Raw genomic sequence first — 18,954 nt, 5'->3', positions numbered from 1 at the left:
TCACGGTGGGCGGGGCGCCCTGCTTCATGGTCCACCTCGCCTAGCATCTATCGGCATGGATGAGCCGATCTCCACGTCCACCGCGGCGCCGCCGACGTTCGTGCCCCGCCTCCTCGCCACGGCCATGCTGGTGGCACCCGTGGGATACCTGGGCGCGCTCTGCCTGTACGGGGTCGCCCGCCTCAGCTGGAGCCACGCGGGTCTTCTCGGCACGCCGGTCGACCCCAAGGACCTGGTACCGGCCCCGCTGATGCTCGGGTACGTCGTGGTGTCCCTCGCCGTCCTGCACGGCCAACTGCCGGCGGCGATGCTGCTGGTGGTCGGCGTACCGCAGCTGGGCCTCCCGGCGGCCAGGGCCGACCGCGCTACCCGGTGGCTGTTGCTGATGGCGGTGCTGGCGACCGGCGCCTACCTGGCCGCCTCGTTCACACCGTTCGGTGCCGACCTGCGCCGGTGGATCGCCGACTGACGGTTGCCGACCGCGCCGGTGGGTAGAGGTCGCGGACATGGACGAGAACCCGATCCTGGGGCACATCAACCAGCTGGTCGACGAGGAGCACAAGCTCCGGTCCCAGGTCATGGCCGGCGAACTGTCGTCCGCCGAGGAGCAGGCCCGGCTGCGCCAGATCGAGCGGTCGCTGGACCAGTGTTGGGACCTGCTGCGACGCCGCCGCAACGCCGCGGAGCGGGGCCGGGATCCGGATTTCGAGGCGCCGCGCCCCGCCGACGAGGTCGAGGACTACCTCCAGTAACCGGCGGTCGACGGGCCCGACCCGGGTCGGGCCCCTTTGTCCATTACCAAATAACCGGTGAAGTCGTGAGGCGATACCTGCCGTCAACGCAACCGGACTACGTGGCGCCCATGAGCACGGCCAGCGCCTCGATGGCAGTGTCGACCGTGCGGGTCGGCGCGAACCTCGACTCCGGCCAGTCCCTCCCCCGGTGCAGCCAGATGCTCGGCACGCCGATCGCGTCGGCGCCGGCGATGTCGGCCTCGGGTACGTCGCCGATCAGCCAGGCGCCCCGCAGGCGGACCCGGGCCCGCTCGGCCGCGATCCCGAAGATGCGCGGGTTGGGCTTGCTGCAGCCCGCCTCCTCCGAGATGACCCAGGCGGCGAGGTAGCGGTCCAGGCCGGTACGCCGGAGCTTCTCCTCCTGCAGCCGGGTCTCCCCGTTGGTGACCACCACCGGTACCCAACCGGCGTCCTCGGCGATCCCGAGCGCGCACGCGACCAGCGGGTCCAACCGCAGCCGCTCCAGCAGCCCCTCCCGGACGATCTCCACCAGGTCGAGCGAGGAGACGTGCAGCCGGTACCGGGTCTGGATCGCGTCGGCCAGGTCCCAGGCCGGGGTCATGCCGTCCGCGTCCACGGAGAGCAGCCAGTCCAGGTCGTACTCGGGCGCCCCGACCCGTTCGAGAAAGTCCTGTCCCCACGCACGAAATGCCCCGTCTCGATCAATCAGCGTGTTGTCGAGGCTGAGTAGCAACAGGGGCACGCGGGCGACCATACGTCACAGTGTCGGTTCCCTGACAGTCCCTTCGGGGAGCGGAAATTTGCAACCGGGCGCCACCACCGGGGCGCCGACCGGGCCTGGTTGCGTGATGATCGTCGGTGAAATTGCACAAGCCGGTACCAGGCTGTCACGATCGTTCCGTGCCCAGGGTCAGCCAGGACCAACTCGACGCGCGCCGACGCGAGATCCTCGCCGGAGCGCGTACCTGTTTTGCCCGCCACGGGTACGAAGGCGCGACCGTACGCCGGCTGGAGGACGAGATCGGCCTGTCCCGGGGCGCGATCTTCCACCACTTCCGGGACAAGGAGTCGCTCTTCCTCGCGGTCGCCGAGGACGACGCCGCCGCGATGGTGGCCACCGTCGCCGAGCACGGACTCGTCCAGGTCATGCGCGACCTGCTAGGCCGGGCCGCCGAACCGCCGGTCGAGGCCACCGGAGAGCCGGAGGTGGCCGGCTGGCTCGGTACCCAGCTCGAGGTGTCCCGCCGGCTGCGTACCGATCCGGAGTTCGCCAAGCGGTGGGCCGCCCGGGCCGAGGCGATCTCGGCCGCCACCCGGGAACGGCTGGTCCGCCAGCGCGAGGCCGGGGTGCTGCGCGCGGACGTACCCGTCGACGTGCTCGCCCAGTTCCTCGAGCTGGCGTACGACGGCCTCGTGCTGCACCTGGCCACCGGCCGGCCCGCCGACGACCTCGAAGCCGTGCTCGACCTGGTCGAGGAGACCGTGCGCCGCCGCTGATCCCCGGGCGGCACGCACGGTCGGGCCTTCCCTAGGATTCGGGAATGGACCTTGGACTTGCCGACCGGGTGTACGTACTGACCGGAGCCTCCCGTGGCCTCGGCTTCGCCACCGCGCAGTGCCTCGTCGCCGACGGCGCGCGCGTGGTCATCTCCTCTCGCGACGAGGAACGGGTGAAGGAGGCGGTGGAGCGCCTCGGCGGCTCCGCCGGCGCCGCCGGGATCGCCGCCGACCTCTCCGACCCCGCCACCCCCGGCCGCCTGGTCGACCTCGCCCAGGAGCGCTTCGGGCGCCTCGACGGCGCGCTGATCTCGGTCGGCGGCCCGCCGCCCGGATCCGCGCTCCAGGTCAGCGACGAGCAGTGGGAGCAGGCCTTCCGGACCGTCTTCCTGGGTGCGATCCGGACCGCGCGTACCGTCGCCGCCCGCCTCGACGCCGGCGGCGCGATCGGGTTCGTCCTGTCGACCTCCGTCCGCCAGCCGATTCCCGGCCTCGGCATCTCCAACGGGCTGCGGCCCGGCCTGGCCGGTGCCGCCAAGGACATGGCCGACGAGCTCGGCCCTCGGGGCATCCGGGTGGTGAGCCTGCTGCCGGGCCGGGTGAAGACCGACCGCATGAAGGAACTGATCGCCGCGAGCGGCGATCCGGACCGGGCCGCGTCCGAGTTCGAGGCGCAGATCCCGCTGCGCCGGATGGCCGAGCCGGAGGAGTTCGGCCGGGTGGCGGCGTTCGCGCTGTCGCCGGCGGCGAGCTACCTGACCGGCCTGACGCTGCCGGTCGACGGCGGGTCGGTGCGCGGCTATTAGCGGCACCTGAGAGCACGAAGCGGCACCCGGGGGCCCGGGCGCCGCTTCGTGACAAAAGCCGGTCAGTCCACGAACTCGTCGTCGGGCACCGTGACGATCGCTCCCGGCGGGAGCTCCTCGGCGAACGGTCGCGGCGAGCCGGCGACCGCGAACTGGGTGCGGTACAGCTCGGCGTACAGGCCGCCGGCGGCGACCAGTTCGTCGTGGGTGCCCCGCTCGACGATCCGCCCGCCGTCGACGACGAGGATCTGGTCGGCGTCGCGCACGGTCGACAGCCGGTGCGCGATGACGAGCGCTGTCCGCCCGGTCAGCGCCGCGGCGAGGGCCTGCTGCACCGCCGCCTCGGACTCCGAGTCCAGGTGGGCGGTCGCCTCGTCCAGGATCACGACCGACGGGGCCTTCAACAGCAGCCGGGCGATCGCGATCCGCTGCTTCTCACCGCCGGAGAAGCGGTACCCCCGCTCCCCCACCACGGTGTCCAGGCCGTCGGGCAGGTCGCGGATCAGGTGACCGACCTGCGCCCGCTCCAGCGCGGTCCACAGCTCCTCGTCGGTGGCGTCGGGTCGGGCGTACCGGAGGTTCTCCGCGATCGTCTCGTGGAACAGGTGGGAGTCCTGCGTGACCACCCCGATCGTGTCGCGCAGGGACTCGAGCGTCGCGCCCCGCACGTCGACGTCCCCGACGAGCACACTGCCGTCGGTCACGTCGTACACCCGGGGCACCAGCATCGCGATGGTGGACTTGCCGGCGCCGGACGGTCCGACCAGCGCCACCATCTGCCCGGGCTCGACGGTGAAGGACACCCCGCGCAGGACCGGCTCGCTCGCGGTGCGGTCCAGCGCGGCGACGTCTTCGAGGGAGGCCAGCGAGACCTCGGCCGCGCTCGGGTACCGGAAGGACACGTCCCGGAACTCGACCCGACCGGCGCCGCGCGGGATCGCCCGGGCGTCCGGCTTCTCGGAGATGCCCGGTTTGAGGTCGAGCACCTCGAAGACCCGCTCGAACGACACCAGCGCGCTCATCACGTCCACCCGCACGTTCGACAGCGCGGTGAGCGGCCCGTACAGCCGCGTGAGCAGCAGCGCGAGGGTCACGACGGTACCGGCGCTGAACGCGCCCCGTACGGCCAGCCAGCCGCCCAGGCCGTAGGTCAGCGCCTGTGCCAGCGAGGCGACCAGCAGCATCGCGACGAAGAAGGTACGGCTGTACATCGCCGACTCGATCCCGATGTCGCGTACCCGGGTGGCCCGCTCGCCGAAGCGCTTCGCCTCGACGTCCGGGCGACCGAACAGCTTGACCAGCAGCGCGCCGGCCACGCCGAACCGCTCGGTCATCGTCGCGTTCATCTTCGCGTCGAGCTGGTACGACTCGCGGGTGATGTCGGCCAGCCGCCGGCCGATACGCCGGGCCGGCAGCACGAACACCGGCAGCAGGACCAGCGACAGCGCGGTGACCTGCCAGGACAGGGTGAACATGACCGCGGCGGTGAGGGCGAGCTGGATGACGTTGCTGACCACGCCGGACAGCGTCGAGGTGAACGCCCGCTGCGCGCCCAGTACGTCGTTGTTGAGCCGGCTGACCAGGGCGCCGGTCTGGGTACGTGTGAAGAACTGCAGCGGCATGCGCTGCACGTGGTCGTAGACCCGGGTGCGCAGGTCGAGGATGATCCCCTCACCGATGCGGGCCGAGTACCACCGCTGGACCAGCGAGAGCAGCGCGTCGGCGACCGCGAGGCCCCCGATGAACAGTGCGGTGCGGATCACCGCCGACGCCGCACCGGGGCCGCCGCCGGTGATCTCGTTGACCACCCGGCCGGCCAGCAGCGGCGTGGCGACCCCGATGCCGGCCGCCACGACGACCGACAGCAGGAAGACGACGATGTCGCGCCGGTACGGCCGCGCGAACGCCATCACGCGCCGCGCGGTCTCCCGGCCGATCTTGCGACCGGCGAGATCGCCCTCGCGCCGCATCGCGCGCAGCGTCTCCCAGCCGCCCATGCCACCCATCGGGCCCACCGACACACCTCCGCGTCGCGCCCGCACACCGATGTCGCGGACGGCATGGACAACCGTGGGTGTGAGCGCTTTCTTCCCGGACTTCTCCTACGGCAGGTTACTCGCCGACTCCGGCAAGATCGCGTAGGCGGCGGATCTGCGCGGCCCGCTCGGCCGCCTCCTGAGCGGCGAAGTCCCGCCCGGCGGCCGCGGCGATGAGGGCCTTGATCTCGACCACCGCGTCGCGCGGACCGGCCAGGACGGCCGCGGTGAGATCGGCTACCGCCCCGTCGAGGTCGGCGCGCCCGACGACCAGGTTGGCCAGGCCGATGCGCTCGGCCTCGGCCGCCGGCACCCGCCGTCCGGTCACGCAGATCTCCAGCGCCCGGGCGTACCCGACCAGCTCCACCAGCCGCTTCGAGCCGGTGAGGTCGGGAACGAGGCCGAGCTTCACCTCGGCCATCGAAAACGACGCGTCGTCGCTGACGATGCGGAAGTCACACGCCAGCGCAAGCTGGAAGCCCGCGCCGATGGCGTGCCCGTGCACCGCGGCGATCGTGATCAGATCGGGGCGGCGCAGCCAGGAGAAGCCCTCCTGGTAGAAGGCGATCCGGTCCTGCGCGCGTTCCGGAGGAAGGCGCACGAGGTCCGCAAAACTGCCGCTGGGCGCCGGTGGTTCACCGGCGCCAGCAGCGCCGTCAACGGTCTCGGCACCGTCCGTGGCCGTGCCCCCCGACGCCCCGCCCCCCGACGTAAGCGCTCCGGCCACCGACAGGTCGAGACCCGCCGAAAATGCTCTTCCCTCACCGCGAACCACCACGACACGAACGTCGCCCGGCAATTCTCGAGCGATATCGCGGAGCGCCGCCCACATGGCGGGGGTCTGCGCGTTGAGGACCTCGGGCCGGCACAACGTGACCGTTGCGACCGGCCCTTCACGATCTAGCCGTACTCCGTGAAAATGAGCCGCGTTCGAGCTCTCGCGCCCGGTCACGCCTTCTTCCGCCGACGTGCGCCGCCGCGCTGACGCAGCTGGACTCCGGACTCCGTGAGCACACGGTGCACGAAGCCGTAGGAACGGCCGGTCGACGAGGCCAGCGCACGGATGCTCTCACCGCTGGTGTAGCGCTTCACGAGATCTTTGGCGAGCGTCTGGCGTTCGGCTCCGACGATCCGGCGACCCTTCTCGGTACTGGTGGTGGTGGCGGTGGCTGCCATGTTGATTCCTCACGTCCCAGACTGAGCGGTTGGTGCGGTCTCACCTATTAGACCGCCTCAGGCGATCATGCGCCAGATATCGACCCCGCGCCAACCGACACGCACACGGCTGTCGGGTACCCGATACCGTGATGGCCCGTGATGAGCAGAGCGGGGGTCGTCGTGACCGAGGGTGTGCCCGGGCAGCCACGGCGCCTCCCGGAACCCGTACCCAGGCCGTGGCGCGACGCCCTCGGCTGGCTGGTCCTCACCGTCGCCGGGCTCGCTCTGACCGCGCTCGCGGTACGCGCCGGTGCGCAATTGGGCACCGCGAGTGCCCCGTTTCTCGGCCGGTACCGGCTGCAACTCGGCCCGGCGAGCCTGCTCGCCCCCGCTGTCGCCGCCGTGGTCCTGGTGCTCGGGGCACGTGGTTGGCTCGACCGGCTGCCGTGGCGGCTCGTGCTGGTCTGGTCGTACCTGACCGCGCTGGCATGGGCCCTCGCGCTCGCCGTCGCGGACGGCGAGTCCGGGCTGACCCGGGCGCTGAGCTCTCCGGACGAGTACTCCGCCGACCTGGCCGCGGTCGGCGACACCCCGGTGGACTTCGTCCGCCACTTCACCGAACGAGCCGGTGAGCTGTCGGTGGCGGCGCGCGGGCACCCACCGGGACCGGTGATCCTGCTCTGGGCGCTGCACCGGATCGGGATCTCGGACAACCTGGCGCTCGGACTGCTGATCACCGCGCTCGGCACGGTCACCGTGCCGCTGGTACTGGCCGCCGTGAGCGGCACCTGTGGTGAGCTGACGGCCCGCCGCTACCTCCCGGTGCTGGTCCTGGCCCCGTACGCGGTGTGGACGGCGGTCAGCCTGGACGGGATCGTCGCGATGCTGGGCGCCGCGATGATCGCCGCCGGCGTACGCGCCAGCGCGCCCGGGCGTACCGGCCGGCGCGCCGCCGCCTGGGCCGGCGTCGCCGGACTGCTGGCCGGGGTGGCCGCGCTGTTCTCGTACTCGGTGCCCTGGCTCGGTCTGGCCCTGATCCTGCTGTACTTCGCCCGGCGGCGGCCGTTCCTCAACCTCGCCAGCGGCATCGGCGTACTGATTCCGGTGCTGGCCACCTCGTACCTGCTCGGCTTCTCCTGGGCCAGCGGGCTCGGGGTCGCCCAGCACGACTGGACCAGCCGGGTGGTACCGCACCGCTCGGCGCTGTGGTGGAGCGGGATCAGCCTGGTGGCGCTGCTGCTCGCGGTCGGGCCGCCGCTGCTGGCCAGCCTGCGCAAGGTACGCAACACGCCGGCCTGGCCGTTCCTGGTCGGCGCGGGCGTGGCGGTGCTGTTCTCGGTCCTCGCCGGGCTGGCCCGGGGCGGCGTGGAGCACGCCTGGCTGCCGTTCTTCCCGTGGCTGACGGTCGCGGCGGTGGCGCCGGAGCGGCAGGCCGGTACGCCGGTGCCCGCCCCGCTCGCGCTCACCGCCCTCGGGGCCGTGGTCGCGGTCGTGATCGAGGCGGTCCTGGCGACGCCCTGGTAGGCGTACTTACGCCAGCTCGACCAGCTCCAGCAGGTCGTCGCTCCAGGCGTCCTCGACGCCGTCGGGCAGCAGGATCGCCCGGTCCGGCTTGAGCGCGGAGACCGCGCCCGGGTCGTGCGTCACCAGAACGATCGCGCCGGGGTAGCGGGCGATCGCGTCGAGCACCTGCTCCCGACTGACCGGGTCGAGGTTGTTGGTCGGTTCGTCGAGCAGCAGCACGTTGGCGCCGGAGCAGACCAGCGTCGCCAGCGCCAGCCGGGTCTTCTCGCCGCCGGAGAGCACCCCGGCCGGCTTGTCGACGTCGTCGCCGCTGAACAGGAAGGCGCCGAGGATCTTGCGTAGCTCGGTGTCGTTCTGGTCGGCCGCGGCCGAGCGCATGTGCTCCAGGATCGTCCGGTCGACGTCGAGGGTTTCGTGCTCCTGCGCGTAGTACCCGATCCGCAGGCCGTGACCGGCCATGACCTCGCCGGTGTCGGGCTCCAGCAGACCGCCGAGCATGCGCAGCAGGGTCGTCTTGCCCGCGCCGTTGAGCCCGAGGATCGCCACCCGGGAGCCGCGGTCGACGGCGACGTCGACGTCGAGGAAGATCTCCAGCGAGCCGTAGGTCTTGGACAGGCCCTTCGCCGTCAGCGGGGTCTTGCCGCACGGGGCCGGCGCCGGGAAGCGGACCTTCGCCACCTTGTCGGAGACCCGCTCGTCCTCCAGACCGGAGAGCAGCTTCTCGGCGCGGCGGGCCATGTTCTGCGCGGCGACCGCCTTCGTCGCCTTGGCCCGCATCTTGTCGGCCTGCGCCTTCAGCGCGCCGGCCTTCTTCTCGGCGTTGGCGCGCTCGCGCCGCCGGCGCCGCTCGTCCGTCTCGCGCGCCTCGAGGTACGCCTTCCAGCCGAGGTTGTACATGTCGATCGTGGACCGGTTGGCGTCGAGGTACCACACCTTGTTGACGACCGCGTCGAGCAGCCCGACGTCGTGGCTGATCACCACGAGGCCGCCCTTGTGCCCGGCGAGGAAGCCGCGCAGCCAGGTGATGGAGTCCGCGTCGAGGTGGTTGGTCGGCTCGTCGAGCAGCAGGATGCCGCCGCCGGTCTCGGTCGCGTCGCGGAACAGGATGCGGGCCAGCTCGATGCGGCGGCGCTGGCCACCGGAGAGGGTGCCCAGCGACTGCTCCAGGACCCGGTCCGGCAGCGCGAGGTTGGCGCAGATCCGGGCCGCTTCCGCCTCCGCGGCGTACCCGCCGAGGCCGGCGAACTGGTCCTCGAGGGCGCCGTAGCGGCGCAGCAGCGCGTCGCGCTGCGGCGGCGACCCGGCCAGCTCGACCTCGATCTTGTGCATCTCCGTCATCAGCGTGTCCAGGCCGCGCGCGGAGAGCACCCGGTCGCGGGCGGACTGCGTCAGGTCGCCGGTGCGGGGGTCCTGCGGCAGGTATCCGACGGGGCCGCGGGCGTCGACCGTACCGCTGTACGGCTGCCCCTCACCGGCGAGCACCTTCAGCGTCGTGGTCTTGCCGGCGCCGTTACGGCCGACGAGACCGATCCTGTCCCCCGGCTGGATACGCAGCGTGGCGTCGGACAGCAGGATCCGGGCGCCGGCGCGCAGTTCCAGGGCGGAAGCGGTAATCATGCGGGAAAGCTCGCTCTCTTTGACGATCGGGCACTGACCGGGGCACACAGCGGCGCCGGCCGCTCGAAGCGGTCGGCGCGGGCGGGTCAGTCTCTGCGGGCGAGCACGCGACCAGTGTACCCGCTCCCCCACCCCGACCAGCGACACGATTATCGATCGAGATCGTAGGGTACGAACCGGGCGCGCGGACCTGGTCCGGCGCAGCGGTGACAGCGGTCATATTCGTGGCAGTGGTCATTTTCATGGACGTGAGCGGCGATCGAGGTCGAGATGGAACTCAACGAGAACGCTGATCTGGACACCAGCCAGGTCGAGGACGCACGGGGAGCCGGTGGCGGAGGCGGCCGCGGCTTCGGCCTGCCGATCCCGATGGGCGGCGGCGGGGGTGGGATGATCATCACGATCGTCGTCGTGGTGATCGGCCTGCTGGTCGGCGGCGGTACGTTCGGCCGCAGCCTGCTCGGCGGCGGCGGCGACGACAGCGGCCAGGGCAACAACACCACGCTCGAGCAGAAGTGCGACAAGAGCAATCCCGACCGGTTCAAGGACGCCGACTGTCGCAACCTGCTCTACGTCAACTCGATCCAGGCGTACTGGCAGACCACGCTGCCGGAGACGTTCGGCAAGCCGTACCAGAAGGCGCCCACCCACTACTTCTCCAGCGCCGTCAGCACCGCCTGTGGGCAGGCCGACTCCGGTGTCGGGCCGTTCTACTGCCCGGCCGACGACAAGGTGTACATCGACCTGGCCTTCTACGACGAGCTGTCCAGCCGGTTCGGCGCGAAGGGCCAGTTCGCCCAGCCGTACGTGCTCGCCCACGAGTACGGCCACCACGTGCAGGACCTGCTCGGTACCGAGGCCCAGATGCGCCGGGCGCAACAGCGCGACCCGAACAACGCCAACCAGTACTCGGTGATGCTGGAGCTGCAGGCCGACTGCTACGCCGGGGTGTGGACCAACCACGCCACCGAGACCAGGAGCGCCCAGGGCCAGGCCCTGTTCACCTCCGTCACGCCGCAGGACGTCCGGGAGGCGCTGGACGCGGCCGCCGCGGTCGGTGACGACGCGATCCAGAAGAAGATGGGCGGCGGGGTCGACGAGTCGAAGTTCACCCACGGCTCGTCCGACGACCGCCAGAAGTGGTTCAACCAGGGCTACAACAGCGGCGACGCCCGTACCTGCGACACGTTCGGCCGCGGCGTCTAGTCGTCACCCGGAAGGTCCGGACCCGGTGTCAGGCAGCCGGATCCGGACCTTCCGCGCGCCGGCCACGGCCGTCTTCAGGACGGCGAGCTTGGGATCGGGTACGTCGAGAAAGCGCTCGGCCCGCAGCTCGCGCAGCGGCGCGAGGCGCGGATCGGCCAGCACCTCGTCGACCAGCCGGCGGTCTCCCCCGGTCACCAGCGCGTCCAGAACCTTCGCCTGCGGTACGAGCAGGCGAAGGACGGTGTCCACGGTCTCGCCGGCCGCGGCGCGGGCCTGGTTGTCGCGGCGGCGGGCGAACCGCTGCTGCGACCAGCCGCCAGCGGCCGTACGGCTCTGCACGTACCGGCTGCCGACCTTGGACTCGACCAGTTCGGTCCCCTGCGCGACGCCGATGCCGTACCCGCCCCGCCGTACCAGCAGCAGCCCCAGCCGGTGCGGGCGCAGCGCCTCGGTCGCCAGGTCGTCGAGGTCGCCCGCCGAACCGAGGAGCAGGTGGCACTCGGCCACCTCGCCGTCCGCGGCGGTGAGTGCGAGCCCGTCCGGGAGCCGTCGCGCGATCACGTCGCCGTGCCGCTCGCGGAAACCGGCCAGCCAGCGGGGCAGCCGCTCGGGGTCGACCTCGACCCACCGTCCTCCGCCCGCCGCGGGCCTGCTCCCCATGTCGACGACGATAACTGGCAGTCGTGGACACCTGACGGCGCTACCGGCCCGTCAGGTGACCAGGATCGCGGAGTGTGGCGTCAGACGTTGAAGCCGAGCGCGCGCAGCTGCTCGCGGCCCTCGTCGGTGATCTTGTCCGGACCCCACGGCGGCATCCAGACCCAGTTGATGCGCATGTCGTTGACCAGCCCGCCACCCGGGCCCTTGCACAGCGCCGAGCGGGCCTGGTCCTCGATCACGTCGGTGAGCGGGCAGGCGGCCGAGGTCAGCGTCATGTCGAGGGTGGCGACGTTCTCGTCGTCGACGTGGATGCCGTACACCAGACCGAGATCAACCACGTTGATACCGAGCTCCGGGTCGACGACGTCCTTCATGGCCTCTTCGACGTCGTCGACAGACGCCTTGGCGGTGACCTCGCTCATGATGTGCCTCCCACGTTCGACTCTGGAACGGCCGCCCGCGCGAGGGCGTCCTTGAACGCCATCCACGACAGCAGCGCGCACTTGACCCGCGCCGGGTAGCGGGCCACCCCGGCGAACGCTACCGCGTCGCCGAGGACATCCTCGTCAGGCTCGACCTGACCCCGGCCGACCATCAGCGCGGCGAACGCGTCGTGGCGCGCCAGGGCCTCGATGACCGGCAGCCCGACCATCGTCTCGTGCAGCACGCTGGCCGACGCCTGGCTGATCGAGCAGCCGACGCCCTCGTACGAGACGTCGGTGATCCGATCGTCGGCCACGTCGACCCGGATCGTCACCTCGTCGCCGCAGGTCGGGTTGACGTGGTGCGCCTCGGCCCGGTACGGCTCGCGCAGCCCCCGCCCGTGCGGGTGCTTGTAGTGATCCAGGATGATCTCCTGGTAGAGGTCGTCCACAGCCCTCACCCGAACACCTTCCGCGCCTTCTCCAAGGCGCGCACCATCGCGTCGATCTCGTCGGTGGTCGTGTACAGGTAGAACGAGGCGCGGGTGGTGGCCGGTACGCCGTACCGGGCGCAGACCGGGCGGGCGCAGTGGTGGCCGGCGCGTACCTCGACACCCTCGTTGTCGAGGATCTGCCCGACGTCGTGCGGGTGGATGTCCCCGAGCGCGAAGGAGATCGTCCCGCCCCGGCCCTCGGTCTTCTGGGGACCGATGACCCGCAGGTCCGGCACTGTCGCCAGGGCGCCGAGCGCGTACCCGGCGAGGTCCACCTCGTGCTGGTGGATGGCCTCCATACCGACCGCCGACAGGTAGTCCACGGCCGCGCCCAGCCCGACCGCCTCGGCGATCGGCGGGGTGCCCGCCTCGAACTTCATCGGCGGCAGCGCGTACGTCGACCGTTGCATCGTGACGGTCTCGATCATCGAGCCGCCGCCCAGGAACGGCGGCATCGCCAGCAGCAGCTCGTACCGGCCCCAGAGCGCGCCGATGCCGGTGGGCCCGCACATCTTGTGCCCGGTGAAGGCGATGAAGTCCACCCCGAGCTCGGACACCGAGACGGGCAGGTGCGGTACGGACTGCGACGCGTCCAGCATCACCAGCGCGCCGACCTGGTGCGCCCGCGCGACGATCCGCGCGGTCTCGTTGACCGTGCCCAGGATGTTGGACACGTGCACCAGCGACACCAGCTTGGTCCGCTCGTTGACCAGCGCGTCGAGGTCGGACTCGTCGAGCCGGCCGTCATCTGTGAGGCCGAACCAGCGCAGGGTCGCGCCGGTACGCTCGCACAGCAGCTGCCACGGCAGGATGTTCGAGTGGTGCTCCATCTCGGAGATCACGATCTCGTCGCCGGGGCCCAGCCGGAACCTCGGGTCGATGCTGCGCTCCGAGAACGCGTGCGCCAGCAGGTTGATCGCCTCGGTGGAGTTCTTCGTGAAGACGACCTCCTCCGCCGTGGCCGCCCCGATGAAGGCGGCCACCCTGGCCCGGGCACCCTCGTACGCCTCGGTGGCCTCCGTGCCCAGCGCGTGCACCGAGCGGGACACGTTGGCGTTGCGCTGCTCGTAGTGCTCACGCAGCGCGTCCAGGACCTGGCGCGGCTTCTGGGACGTGGCCGCCGAGTCCAGGTAGACCAGCGGCGCGCCGTTGACCTGGCGCGCCAGGATCGGGAAGTCGGCGCGCACGGCCTGGACGTCGTACATCGGGAGGGTGGCCGTCATCGAAACTCCGTCCTATGCGTTCGCGGGGCCGGCGCCGGCGAGGTACCGCTCGTAGCCTTCCTCTTCCAGCTTCTCGGCCAGTTCGGGACCGCCTTCCTCGACGATCCGGCCGGCGACGAAGACGTGCACGAAGTCCGGCTTCACGTACCGCAGGATCCGCGTGTAGTGCGTGATCAGGAGCATGCCGGTGTCGCCGGTGTCGCGTACCCGGTTGACGCCCTCGCTAACGATGCGCAGCGCGTCGACGTCGAGGCCGGAGTCGGTCTCGTCCAGGATGGCGATCTTCGGCTTGAGCAGCTCGAGCTGCACGATCTCGTGCCGCTTCTTCTCGCCGCCGGAGAAGCCCTCGTTGACGTTGCGCTGGGCGAACGCCGGGTCCATGTGCAGCCGCTCCATCGCGCCCTTGAGCTCCTTGCTCCAGGTGCGCAGCTTCGGCGCCTCGCCGTCGATGGCGGTCTTCGCGGTACGCAGGAAGTTCGCCACCGACACACCCGGCACCTCGACCGGGTACTGCATCGCCAGGAACAGGCCGGCGCGGGCGCGCTCGTCGACGGTCATCGCGAGGACGTCCTCGCCGTCGAGCGTCACCGAGCCGCCGGTGATCTCGTACTTGGGGTGCCCGGCGATCGAGTACGCGAGCGTCGACTTGCCCGAGCCGTTGGGGCCCATGATCGCGTGCGTCTCGCCGGACCGTACGGTCAGGTTGACCCCGGCCAGGATCGGCTTCAGCTCGCCGTCGGGCAGCTTGACCGAGACCTGCAGGTCGCGGATCTCCAGGGTGCTCACTTGCTCTCCTCGCTCAGGTTCACGTAGATGTCGCCGTCGCGGACCTCGACGGAGTAGACGGGTACGGGCTCGGTCGCCGGTGGCCCGGTCGGCTTGCCGGTGCGCAGGTCGAAGCGCGAGCCGTGCAGCCAGCACTCGAGCGTGCAGCCGTCGACCTCGCCCTCGGACAGCGGGATCGCCGCGTGCGAGCACTCGTCGTGGACGGCGTGGAAGCTGCCGTCCTCGCAGTGCACCACCGCCAGCGGGGTGTCGTCGACCGTCACCGCGATGACCTCGCCCTTGGCGATGTCGTCGACGGAACAGATCCGCACCGACGTCACTGATCCACCTCTGCCAGCCGCGCCTCGATCGTGTCGGCCAGGCGCTCCCGCAGGTCCTCGACCGGGATCTTGCCGAGCAGCTCGTTGAAGAAGCCGCGGACGACCAGCTTGCGCGCCTCCTCGGCCGGGATGCCCCGGGCCATCAGGTAGAACAGCTGCTCGTCGTCGAACCTTCCGGTGGCGCTGGCGTGTCCGGCGCCGGCGACCTCACCGGTCTCGATCTCCAGGTTCGGTACCGAGTCCGCCCGAGCCCCGTCGGTCAGGACCAGGTTGCGGTTGACCTCGTACGTGTCGGTGCCGGTGGCCTCGGCCCGGATCAGCACGTCGCCGACCCAGACCGTGTGCGCCTCCTTGCCCTGCAGCGCGCCGCGGTACGCGACGTAGCTGCGGCAGTCCGGCACCGCGTGGTCGACCAGCAGCCGGTGCTCCAGGTGCTGGCCGGAGTCGGCGAAGTACAGGCCGTACGCCTCGCAGTCGCCGCCCCGGTCGCCGTACTCGACGCTGGTGAACTGGCGGACCAGGTCACCGCCGAGCGTCACCTGGACGTGGGTCACCTTGGCGTCGCGGCCCAGCCGGAACCGGACGTGCTGGGCCTGTACCGCGTCGGGCGCCCAGTCGGCCACGGTCACGAAGACCAGCCGGGCACCGTCGCCGACCGACACCTCGATGTTGTCCGCGAGGGTGGTCGAGCCGGTCTGCTCCAGCACCAGGGTCGCCTCGGCCAGCGGGCCGACCTCGACGAAGGTGTGCCCGAACGACACGCCCTCGCCGCCACCGCCGACCAGGCGGATCACGGCCGCCTGCTCCGGCGTGGCGCCGCGCGCGACGCTGACCAGCAGGGCGGAGTCGGCGGCGCCGTAGGCCAGCGCGCTGATCCGGTCGAACGGGGTCAGCAGCGAACCGACCCGGGGGTCCTCGCGATCCACGGTGGAGACGCTGACGCCGGCAGGCAACTGCCCGTACTCGTGCTTGGGCGCCGGACCGGTGGCGGTGCCGCCGGTCGCGGTCGCGAGGCCGCGCAGCCGCTTGAGCGGCGTGAACCGCCACTCCTCCTCCCGGCCGGTGAGCGCCGGGAAATCGGCAACATCGTAGGAGCGCAACGCCTGGGACTTGGTCTTCGGCGGCGCGACGGACTGGGTCATAGCTTCCTTCTGATCAGGATCGGGTGGGCACCGCGGCAGCGGGGGGCGTTAGCCGACCGCCCCCTCCATCTGCAGTTCGATGAGTCGGTTGAGCTCGAGCGCGTACTCCATCGGGAGCTCCTTGGCGATCGGCTCGATGAAGCCGCGCACGATCATCGCCATGGCCTCGTCCTCGGTCATGCCCCGGCTCATCAGGTAGAAGAGCTGGTCATCACTGATCTTGGAGACGGTCGCCTCGTGGCCCATCGCGACGTCGTCCTCACGCACGTCCACGTACGGGTACGTGTCGGAGCGGGAGATCGTGTCGACCAGCAGCGCGTCGCACTTGACGGTCGACTTCGAGTGGTGCGAGCCCTCCAGGACCTGGACCAGGCCCCGGTAGCTGGTGCGGCCGCCACCCCGGGCGATCGACTTGGAGATGATGCTCGAGGAGGTGTGCGGCGCGGCGTGCACCATCTTGGCGCCGGCGTCCTGGTGCTGGCCCTCGCCGGCCATCGCGACCGACAGGACCTCGCCCTTGGCGTGCTCGCCGTACATGTAGACGGCCGGGTACTTCATGGTCACCTTGGAGCCGAGGTTGCCGTCGATCCACTCCATGGTCGCGCCCTCGGAGCAGACGGCGCGCTTGGTGACCAGGTTGTACACGTTGTTCGACCAGTTCTGGATCGTCGTGTACCGGCACCGGGCGTTCTTCTTGACGATGATCTCGACGACCGCGGAGTGCAGCGAGTCCGACGAGTAGATCGGCGCGGTGCAGCCCTCGACGTAGTGCACGTACGCGCCCTCGTCGACGATGATCAGGGTCCGCTCGAACTGGCCCATGTTCTCGGTGTTGATCCGGAAGTACGCCTGCAGCGGGATCTCCACGTGCACGCCCTTCGGCACGTAGATGAACGAGCCACCCGACCACACCGAGGTGTTGAGCGAGGCGAACTTGTTGTCACCGACCGGGATCACGGTGCCGAAGTACTCCTTGAAGAGCTCCGGGTGCTCCTTGAGCGCCGTGTCGGTGTCGAGGAAGAGGACGCCCTGCCGCTCCAGCTCCTCGTTGATCTTGTGGTAGACGACCTCGGACTCGTACTGCGCCGCGACACCCGCGATCAGCCGCTGCTTCTCGGCCTCCGGGATGCCCAGCTTGTCGTAGGTGTTCTTGATGTCCGCGGGCAGGTCGTCCCAGCTCGCCGCCTGCTTCTCGGTCGAGCGGACGAAGTACTTGATGTTGTCGAAGTCGATCCCGGACAGGTCCGCGCCCCAGGCCGGCATCGGCTTGCGGCCGAACAGCCGCAGGCCCTTGAGCCGCAGGTCGAGCATCCACTCCGGCTCGTTCTTCTTCGCCGAGATGTCGCGAACGACGTCCTCGTCGAGGCCGCGTCGCGCCGAAGCGCCGGCGAGGTCGGAGTCGGCCCAGCCGTACTCGTACGTGCCGAGGCCGGCAAGCTGGTCCATCGGCTCGATCATCTGTTCGGTCATCGGGCGGTCCTCACGATCCGGTTGTCTTGTCGTGATCTGTCTGGTGCTGTGCCGGCTTATCGAGCGGCCGGCGCGTCGGAATGTGTGTGGTACACACGCCGTCGCCGTTGGCGATCGTCGCCAGCCGCTGCACATGCGTGCCGACGAGCCGGGAGATCACCTGGGTCTCGGCCTCGCACAGCTGCGGGAACTCGGCGGCCACGTGCGCCACCGGGCAGTGGTGCTGGCAGAGTTGGCCGCCGGACGCGATCGTCGACGCGCCGGCAGCGTACCCCTCGGCGGTCAGCGCGCTGGCGAGCGCCTTTGCCCGTGCGAGGGTGTCGTCGCCGGCCTCCAGCATGGCGGCGCGGCAACGCTCCTCCAGTGCGGCGAGCTGGGCCGTGGCGAACGCGCTCACCGCGGCCGGGCCGCCGTGCTGGGCGATCCAGCGCAGTGCGGCGGTGGCAAGGCCGTCGTACGCGTGCGGGAACGACTCCCGGGCGCTCTCGGTGAGCGAGAAGACCTTGGCCGGCCTCCCCCGCCCACGCGGGCCGCGCACCGACTGCTCCCGCGCCTCCACCAGCCCGTCGCCGAGCATGGCGTCCAGGTGGCGGCGGATGGCCGCGCAGCTCAGGCCGAGCGCCTCGCTAAGCTCGTTGGTGGTCGCCGACCCGTACTGCAGCAGCAGCTGGGCCACGCGATCGCGGGTACGGCCGTCGGACGGATCCCGGTCAAGGGCTCCGGTCCGCTCGGCGAGTACGGCCGCGTTTTTCACAACACCAGTGTTACGTATTTCCTTCCCCGGACGCAAACGGCACCTCCGGTGACCCGGGCCACTCCGGTTGCGGGCACCACTGTCAGTACGATCGCCAGGTGAGCTCCATCCGCCGGCTTCTCGGTACGCCGTCCCTGCTGCGCCACCTCGCCCTGGCGTCCCTGGTGGCCAACATCGTCCTCGTCGGCACCGGCGGCGCCGTCCGGCTGACCGGCTCCGGCCTCGGCTGCCCGACCTGGCCCCGCTGCACCGCGAACTCGTACGTGACGACTCAGCAGATGGGCCTGCACGGCGTGATCGAGTTCGGCAACCGGTCGCTCACCTTCGTCGTCGGGCTGCTCGCGCTCCTCTGCGTGGTCGCCGCCCTCTGCCAGCGGCCCCGCAACCGCTCGCTGACCCTGTGGTCGGTGCTGGTGCTCGCCCAGATCCCGGCCCAGGCCGTGATCGGCGGCATCGTGGTGCTCAGCAACCTCAACCCGTGGCTGGTCGGGCTGCACTTCCTCGCCTCCATGGCGGTCATCGCGGCGGCCTACCAGCTCTGGGTCCGCGCCGGCGGCGCCCCGGCCGGCGCCGACCTGCCCCGGCCGCTGACCGCGCTGACCCGGCTGACCGTGGTCGTCGCGGCCGCCGTCCTGGCGGTCGGCACCGTGGTCACCGGCAGCGGCCCGCACGCCGGCGACGCGGGCGCCCACCGTACCGGCCTGGACCCGCAGGAGGTCTCGCAGCTCCACGCCGACCTGGTGTTCCTGCTGCTGGGCCTGTCCGTGGCGCTGTGGTACGCGCTGCGCGCCGTCGGCGCCCCGACGAGCGCCCGGCGGGCGGCCGGCTGGCTGATCGCGGTCGAACTGGGGCAAGGCGTGATCGGCTTCGTGCAGTACTTCCTGCACCTGCCGGTCCTCGCCGTCGGGCTGCACATGGTCGGCGCCGCCGTGGTGTGGGTGGCGGTCCTCGCCGTCCTGGAGGCGATCCGCCCGGCGCCCGCCGAGGGGTCGAGCCCCGTGTCACCCGCGGCACAGGCGGCCTCCGACCCCCTACCGGCCGCGCTGGCCCGTCCCCGCGCCTAGCCGCTCCAGGATCATCGAGA

Annotated in this window: 21 protein-coding genes; 7 read left to right on the top strand and 14 right to left on the bottom strand. The window is 71.1% G+C overall.

Annotated elements, in window-relative coordinates:
• Window positions 1-55 precede the first annotated feature (55 nt).
• Window positions 56-469 (top strand): hypothetical protein, encoded by a 414-nt coding sequence (locus Pme01_RS06595; protein WP_168114802.1) that lies wholly within the window; start codon window positions 56-58, stop codon window positions 467-469.
• A gap of 37 nt (window positions 470-506) precedes the next feature.
• Window positions 507-752: a DUF2630 family protein gene (locus Pme01_RS06590; RefSeq protein ID WP_168114801.1), complete on the top strand. Its 246-nt coding sequence runs from the start codon at window positions 507-509 to the stop codon at window positions 750-752.
• 97 nt (window positions 753-849) lie between these two features.
• On the opposite strand, the gene Pme01_RS06585 is transcribed toward Pme01_RS06590, so the two are convergent.
• The gene (locus Pme01_RS06585) at window positions 850-1,497 is read right to left on the bottom strand and encodes an HAD family hydrolase (RefSeq protein ID WP_168114800.1); all 648 of its coding nucleotides are present in this window, start codon (window positions 1,495-1,497) and stop codon (window positions 850-852) included.
• A gap of 158 nt (window positions 1,498-1,655) precedes the next feature.
• On the opposite strand from Pme01_RS06585, the gene Pme01_RS06580 reads away from it, so the two are divergent.
• Window positions 1,656-2,252: a TetR/AcrR family transcriptional regulator gene (locus Pme01_RS06580; protein ID WP_168114799.1), complete on the top strand. Its 597-nt coding sequence runs from the start codon at window positions 1,656-1,658 to the stop codon at window positions 2,250-2,252.
• 44 nt (window positions 2,253-2,296) lie between these two features.
• Window positions 2,297-3,058 (top strand): SDR family oxidoreductase, encoded by a 762-nt coding sequence (locus Pme01_RS06575; RefSeq protein ID WP_168114798.1) that lies wholly within the window; start codon window positions 2,297-2,299, stop codon window positions 3,056-3,058.
• 62 nt (window positions 3,059-3,120) lie between these two features.
• Here the strand turns inward: Pme01_RS06575 and Pme01_RS06570 are convergent, their stop codons facing one another.
• The 3 genes from Pme01_RS06570 to Pme01_RS06560 all read right to left on the bottom strand — a co-directional run bounded on the left by Pme01_RS06570 (window position 3,121) and on the right by Pme01_RS06560 (window position 6,270).
• Window positions 3,121-5,064 (bottom strand): ABC transporter ATP-binding protein, encoded by a 1,944-nt coding sequence (locus tag Pme01_RS06570; protein WP_308441033.1) that lies wholly within the window; start codon window positions 5,062-5,064, stop codon window positions 3,121-3,123.
• Window positions 5,065-5,170: 106 nt separating this feature from the next.
• On the bottom strand, window positions 5,171-6,046 hold the full coding sequence (locus tag Pme01_RS06565; RefSeq protein ID WP_168114797.1) for an enoyl-CoA hydratase/isomerase family protein: 876 nt from the start codon (window positions 6,044-6,046) through the stop codon (window positions 5,171-5,173).
• Window positions 6,043-6,270: a helix-turn-helix domain-containing protein gene (locus Pme01_RS06560; RefSeq protein ID WP_167925291.1), complete on the bottom strand. Its 228-nt coding sequence runs from the start codon at window positions 6,268-6,270 to the stop codon at window positions 6,043-6,045. The genes Pme01_RS06565 and Pme01_RS06560 overlap by 4 nt, the downstream gene beginning before the upstream one ends.
• 141 nt (window positions 6,271-6,411) lie before the next feature.
• Here Pme01_RS06560 and Pme01_RS06555 point away from each other — a divergent pair, with 141 nt between their 5' ends.
• Window positions 6,412-7,776: a hypothetical protein gene (locus Pme01_RS06555; RefSeq protein ID WP_239088055.1), complete on the top strand. Its 1,365-nt coding sequence runs from the start codon at window positions 6,412-6,414 to the stop codon at window positions 7,774-7,776.
• Between the two features lie 6 nt (window positions 7,777-7,782).
• Here Pme01_RS06555 and Pme01_RS06550 read toward each other — a convergent pair whose 3' ends face one another.
• Window positions 7,783-9,393 carry an ABC-F family ATP-binding cassette domain-containing protein gene (locus Pme01_RS06550; protein ID WP_168114796.1) on the bottom strand — a complete coding sequence of 537 codons (1,611 nt, stop codon included), beginning with the start codon at window positions 9,391-9,393 and terminating at the stop codon, window positions 7,783-7,785.
• A 270-nt stretch (window positions 9,394-9,663) separates the two neighbouring features.
• Here Pme01_RS06550 and ypfJ point away from each other — a divergent pair, with 270 nt between their 5' ends.
• Window positions 9,664-10,599, top strand: a complete 936-nt coding sequence (gene ypfJ, locus Pme01_RS06545; protein WP_168114795.1) for a KPN_02809 family neutral zinc metallopeptidase — start codon at window positions 9,664-9,666, stop codon at window positions 10,597-10,599.
• A gap of 3 nt (window positions 10,600-10,602) precedes the next feature.
• On the opposite strand, the gene Pme01_RS06540 is transcribed toward ypfJ, so the two are convergent.
• From Pme01_RS06540 to Pme01_RS06500, 9 genes are all read right to left on the bottom strand, one after another.
• Window positions 10,603-11,259 (bottom strand): acVLRF1 family peptidyl-tRNA hydrolase, encoded by a 657-nt coding sequence (locus tag Pme01_RS06540; RefSeq protein ID WP_168114794.1) that lies wholly within the window; start codon window positions 11,257-11,259, stop codon window positions 10,603-10,605.
• 80 nt (window positions 11,260-11,339) lie between these two features.
• Window positions 11,340-11,762, bottom strand: coding sequence for a metal-sulfur cluster assembly factor (locus Pme01_RS06535; protein WP_373315462.1), 423 nt, complete (start codon window positions 11,760-11,762; stop codon window positions 11,340-11,342).
• On the bottom strand, window positions 11,678-12,142 hold the full coding sequence (sufU, locus tag Pme01_RS06530) for a Fe-S cluster assembly sulfur transfer protein SufU (RefSeq protein ID WP_168114793.1): 465 nt from the start codon (window positions 12,140-12,142) through the stop codon (window positions 11,678-11,680). The genes Pme01_RS06535 and sufU overlap by 85 nt, the downstream gene beginning before the upstream one ends.
• Window positions 12,139-13,398: a cysteine desulfurase gene (locus Pme01_RS06525; RefSeq protein WP_168114792.1), complete on the bottom strand. Its 1,260-nt coding sequence runs from the start codon at window positions 13,396-13,398 to the stop codon at window positions 12,139-12,141. The genes sufU and Pme01_RS06525 overlap by 4 nt, the downstream gene beginning before the upstream one ends.
• Window positions 13,399-13,410: 12 nt before the next feature.
• Window positions 13,411-14,184, bottom strand: coding sequence for a Fe-S cluster assembly ATPase SufC (gene sufC / locus Pme01_RS06520; RefSeq protein WP_168114791.1), 774 nt, complete (start codon window positions 14,182-14,184; stop codon window positions 13,411-13,413).
• A complete protein-coding gene (locus Pme01_RS06515; RefSeq protein ID WP_373315461.1) occupies window positions 14,181-14,504 on the bottom strand; it encodes a non-heme iron oxygenase ferredoxin subunit in 324 nt (107 codons plus the stop codon). Before Pme01_RS06515 ends, sufC begins: the two co-directional genes overlap by 4 nt.
• Window positions 14,501-15,646 (bottom strand): Fe-S cluster assembly protein SufD, encoded by a 1,146-nt coding sequence (gene sufD, locus Pme01_RS06510; RefSeq protein ID WP_168114790.1) that lies wholly within the window; start codon window positions 15,644-15,646, stop codon window positions 14,501-14,503. The genes Pme01_RS06515 and sufD overlap by 4 nt, the downstream gene beginning before the upstream one ends.
• 48 nt (window positions 15,647-15,694) lie before the next feature.
• Window positions 15,695-17,116, bottom strand: a complete 1,422-nt coding sequence (gene sufB / locus Pme01_RS06505) for a Fe-S cluster assembly protein SufB (protein WP_168114789.1) — start codon at window positions 17,114-17,116, stop codon at window positions 15,695-15,697.
• Window positions 17,117-17,126: 10 nt separating this feature from the next.
• Window positions 17,127-17,870 carry a helix-turn-helix transcriptional regulator gene (locus tag Pme01_RS06500; RefSeq protein ID WP_168114788.1) on the bottom strand — a complete coding sequence of 248 codons (744 nt, stop codon included), beginning with the start codon at window positions 17,868-17,870 and terminating at the stop codon, window positions 17,127-17,129.
• 107 nt (window positions 17,871-17,977) lie between these two features.
• On the opposite strand from Pme01_RS06500, the gene Pme01_RS06495 reads away from it, so the two are divergent.
• Window positions 17,978-18,934 carry a COX15/CtaA family protein gene (locus Pme01_RS06495; protein WP_373315464.1) on the top strand — a complete coding sequence of 319 codons (957 nt, stop codon included), beginning with the start codon at window positions 17,978-17,980 and terminating at the stop codon, window positions 18,932-18,934.
• The last annotated feature ends 20 nt before the right edge of the window (window positions 18,935-18,954 follow it).

The sequence above is a fragment of the Planosporangium mesophilum genome (assembly GCF_016863255.1).
Classification (GTDB): Bacteria; Actinomycetota; Actinomycetes; order Mycobacteriales; family Micromonosporaceae; genus Planosporangium; species Planosporangium mesophilum.
This window is presented reverse-complemented; position numbering and strand designations above follow the sequence as displayed.

Excerpts from the sequence above, each read along its gene's own strand:
- Pme01_RS06575 (WP_168114798.1), top strand. The coding sequence starts at position 2,297 with ATGGACCTTGGACTTGCCGACCGGGTGTACGTACTGACCGGAGCCTCC.
- Pme01_RS06590 (WP_168114801.1), top strand. The coding sequence starts at position 507 with ATGGACGAGAACCCGATCCTGGGGCACATCAACCAGCTGGTCGACGAG.
- sufD (WP_168114790.1), bottom strand. The coding sequence starts at position 15,646 with ATGACCCAGTCCGTCGCGCCGCCGAAGACCAAGTCCCAGGCGTTGCGC.
- Pme01_RS06555 (WP_239088055.1), top strand. The coding sequence starts at position 6,412 with ATGAGCAGAGCGGGGGTCGTCGTGACCGAGGGTGTGCCCGGGCAGCCA.
- Pme01_RS06595 (WP_168114802.1), top strand. The coding sequence starts at position 56 with ATGGATGAGCCGATCTCCACGTCCACCGCGGCGCCGCCGACGTTCGTG.
- Pme01_RS06570 (WP_308441033.1), bottom strand. The coding sequence starts at position 5,064 with ATGGGTGGCATGGGCGGCTGGGAGACGCTGCGCGCGATGCGGCGCGAG.
- Pme01_RS06550 (WP_168114796.1), bottom strand. The coding sequence starts at position 9,393 with ATGATTACCGCTTCCGCCCTGGAACTGCGCGCCGGCGCCCGGATCCTG.
- sufB (WP_168114789.1), bottom strand. The coding sequence starts at position 17,116 with ATGACCGAACAGATGATCGAGCCGATGGACCAGCTTGCCGGCCTCGGC.
- ypfJ (WP_168114795.1), top strand. The coding sequence starts at position 9,664 with ATGGAACTCAACGAGAACGCTGATCTGGACACCAGCCAGGTCGAGGAC.
- Pme01_RS06560 (WP_167925291.1), bottom strand. The coding sequence starts at position 6,270 with ATGGCAGCCACCGCCACCACCACCAGTACCGAGAAGGGTCGCCGGATC.
- Pme01_RS06540 (WP_168114794.1), bottom strand. The coding sequence starts at position 11,259 with ATGGGGAGCAGGCCCGCGGCGGGCGGAGGACGGTGGGTCGAGGTCGAC.
- Pme01_RS06525 (WP_168114792.1), bottom strand. The coding sequence starts at position 13,398 with ATGACGGCCACCCTCCCGATGTACGACGTCCAGGCCGTGCGCGCCGAC.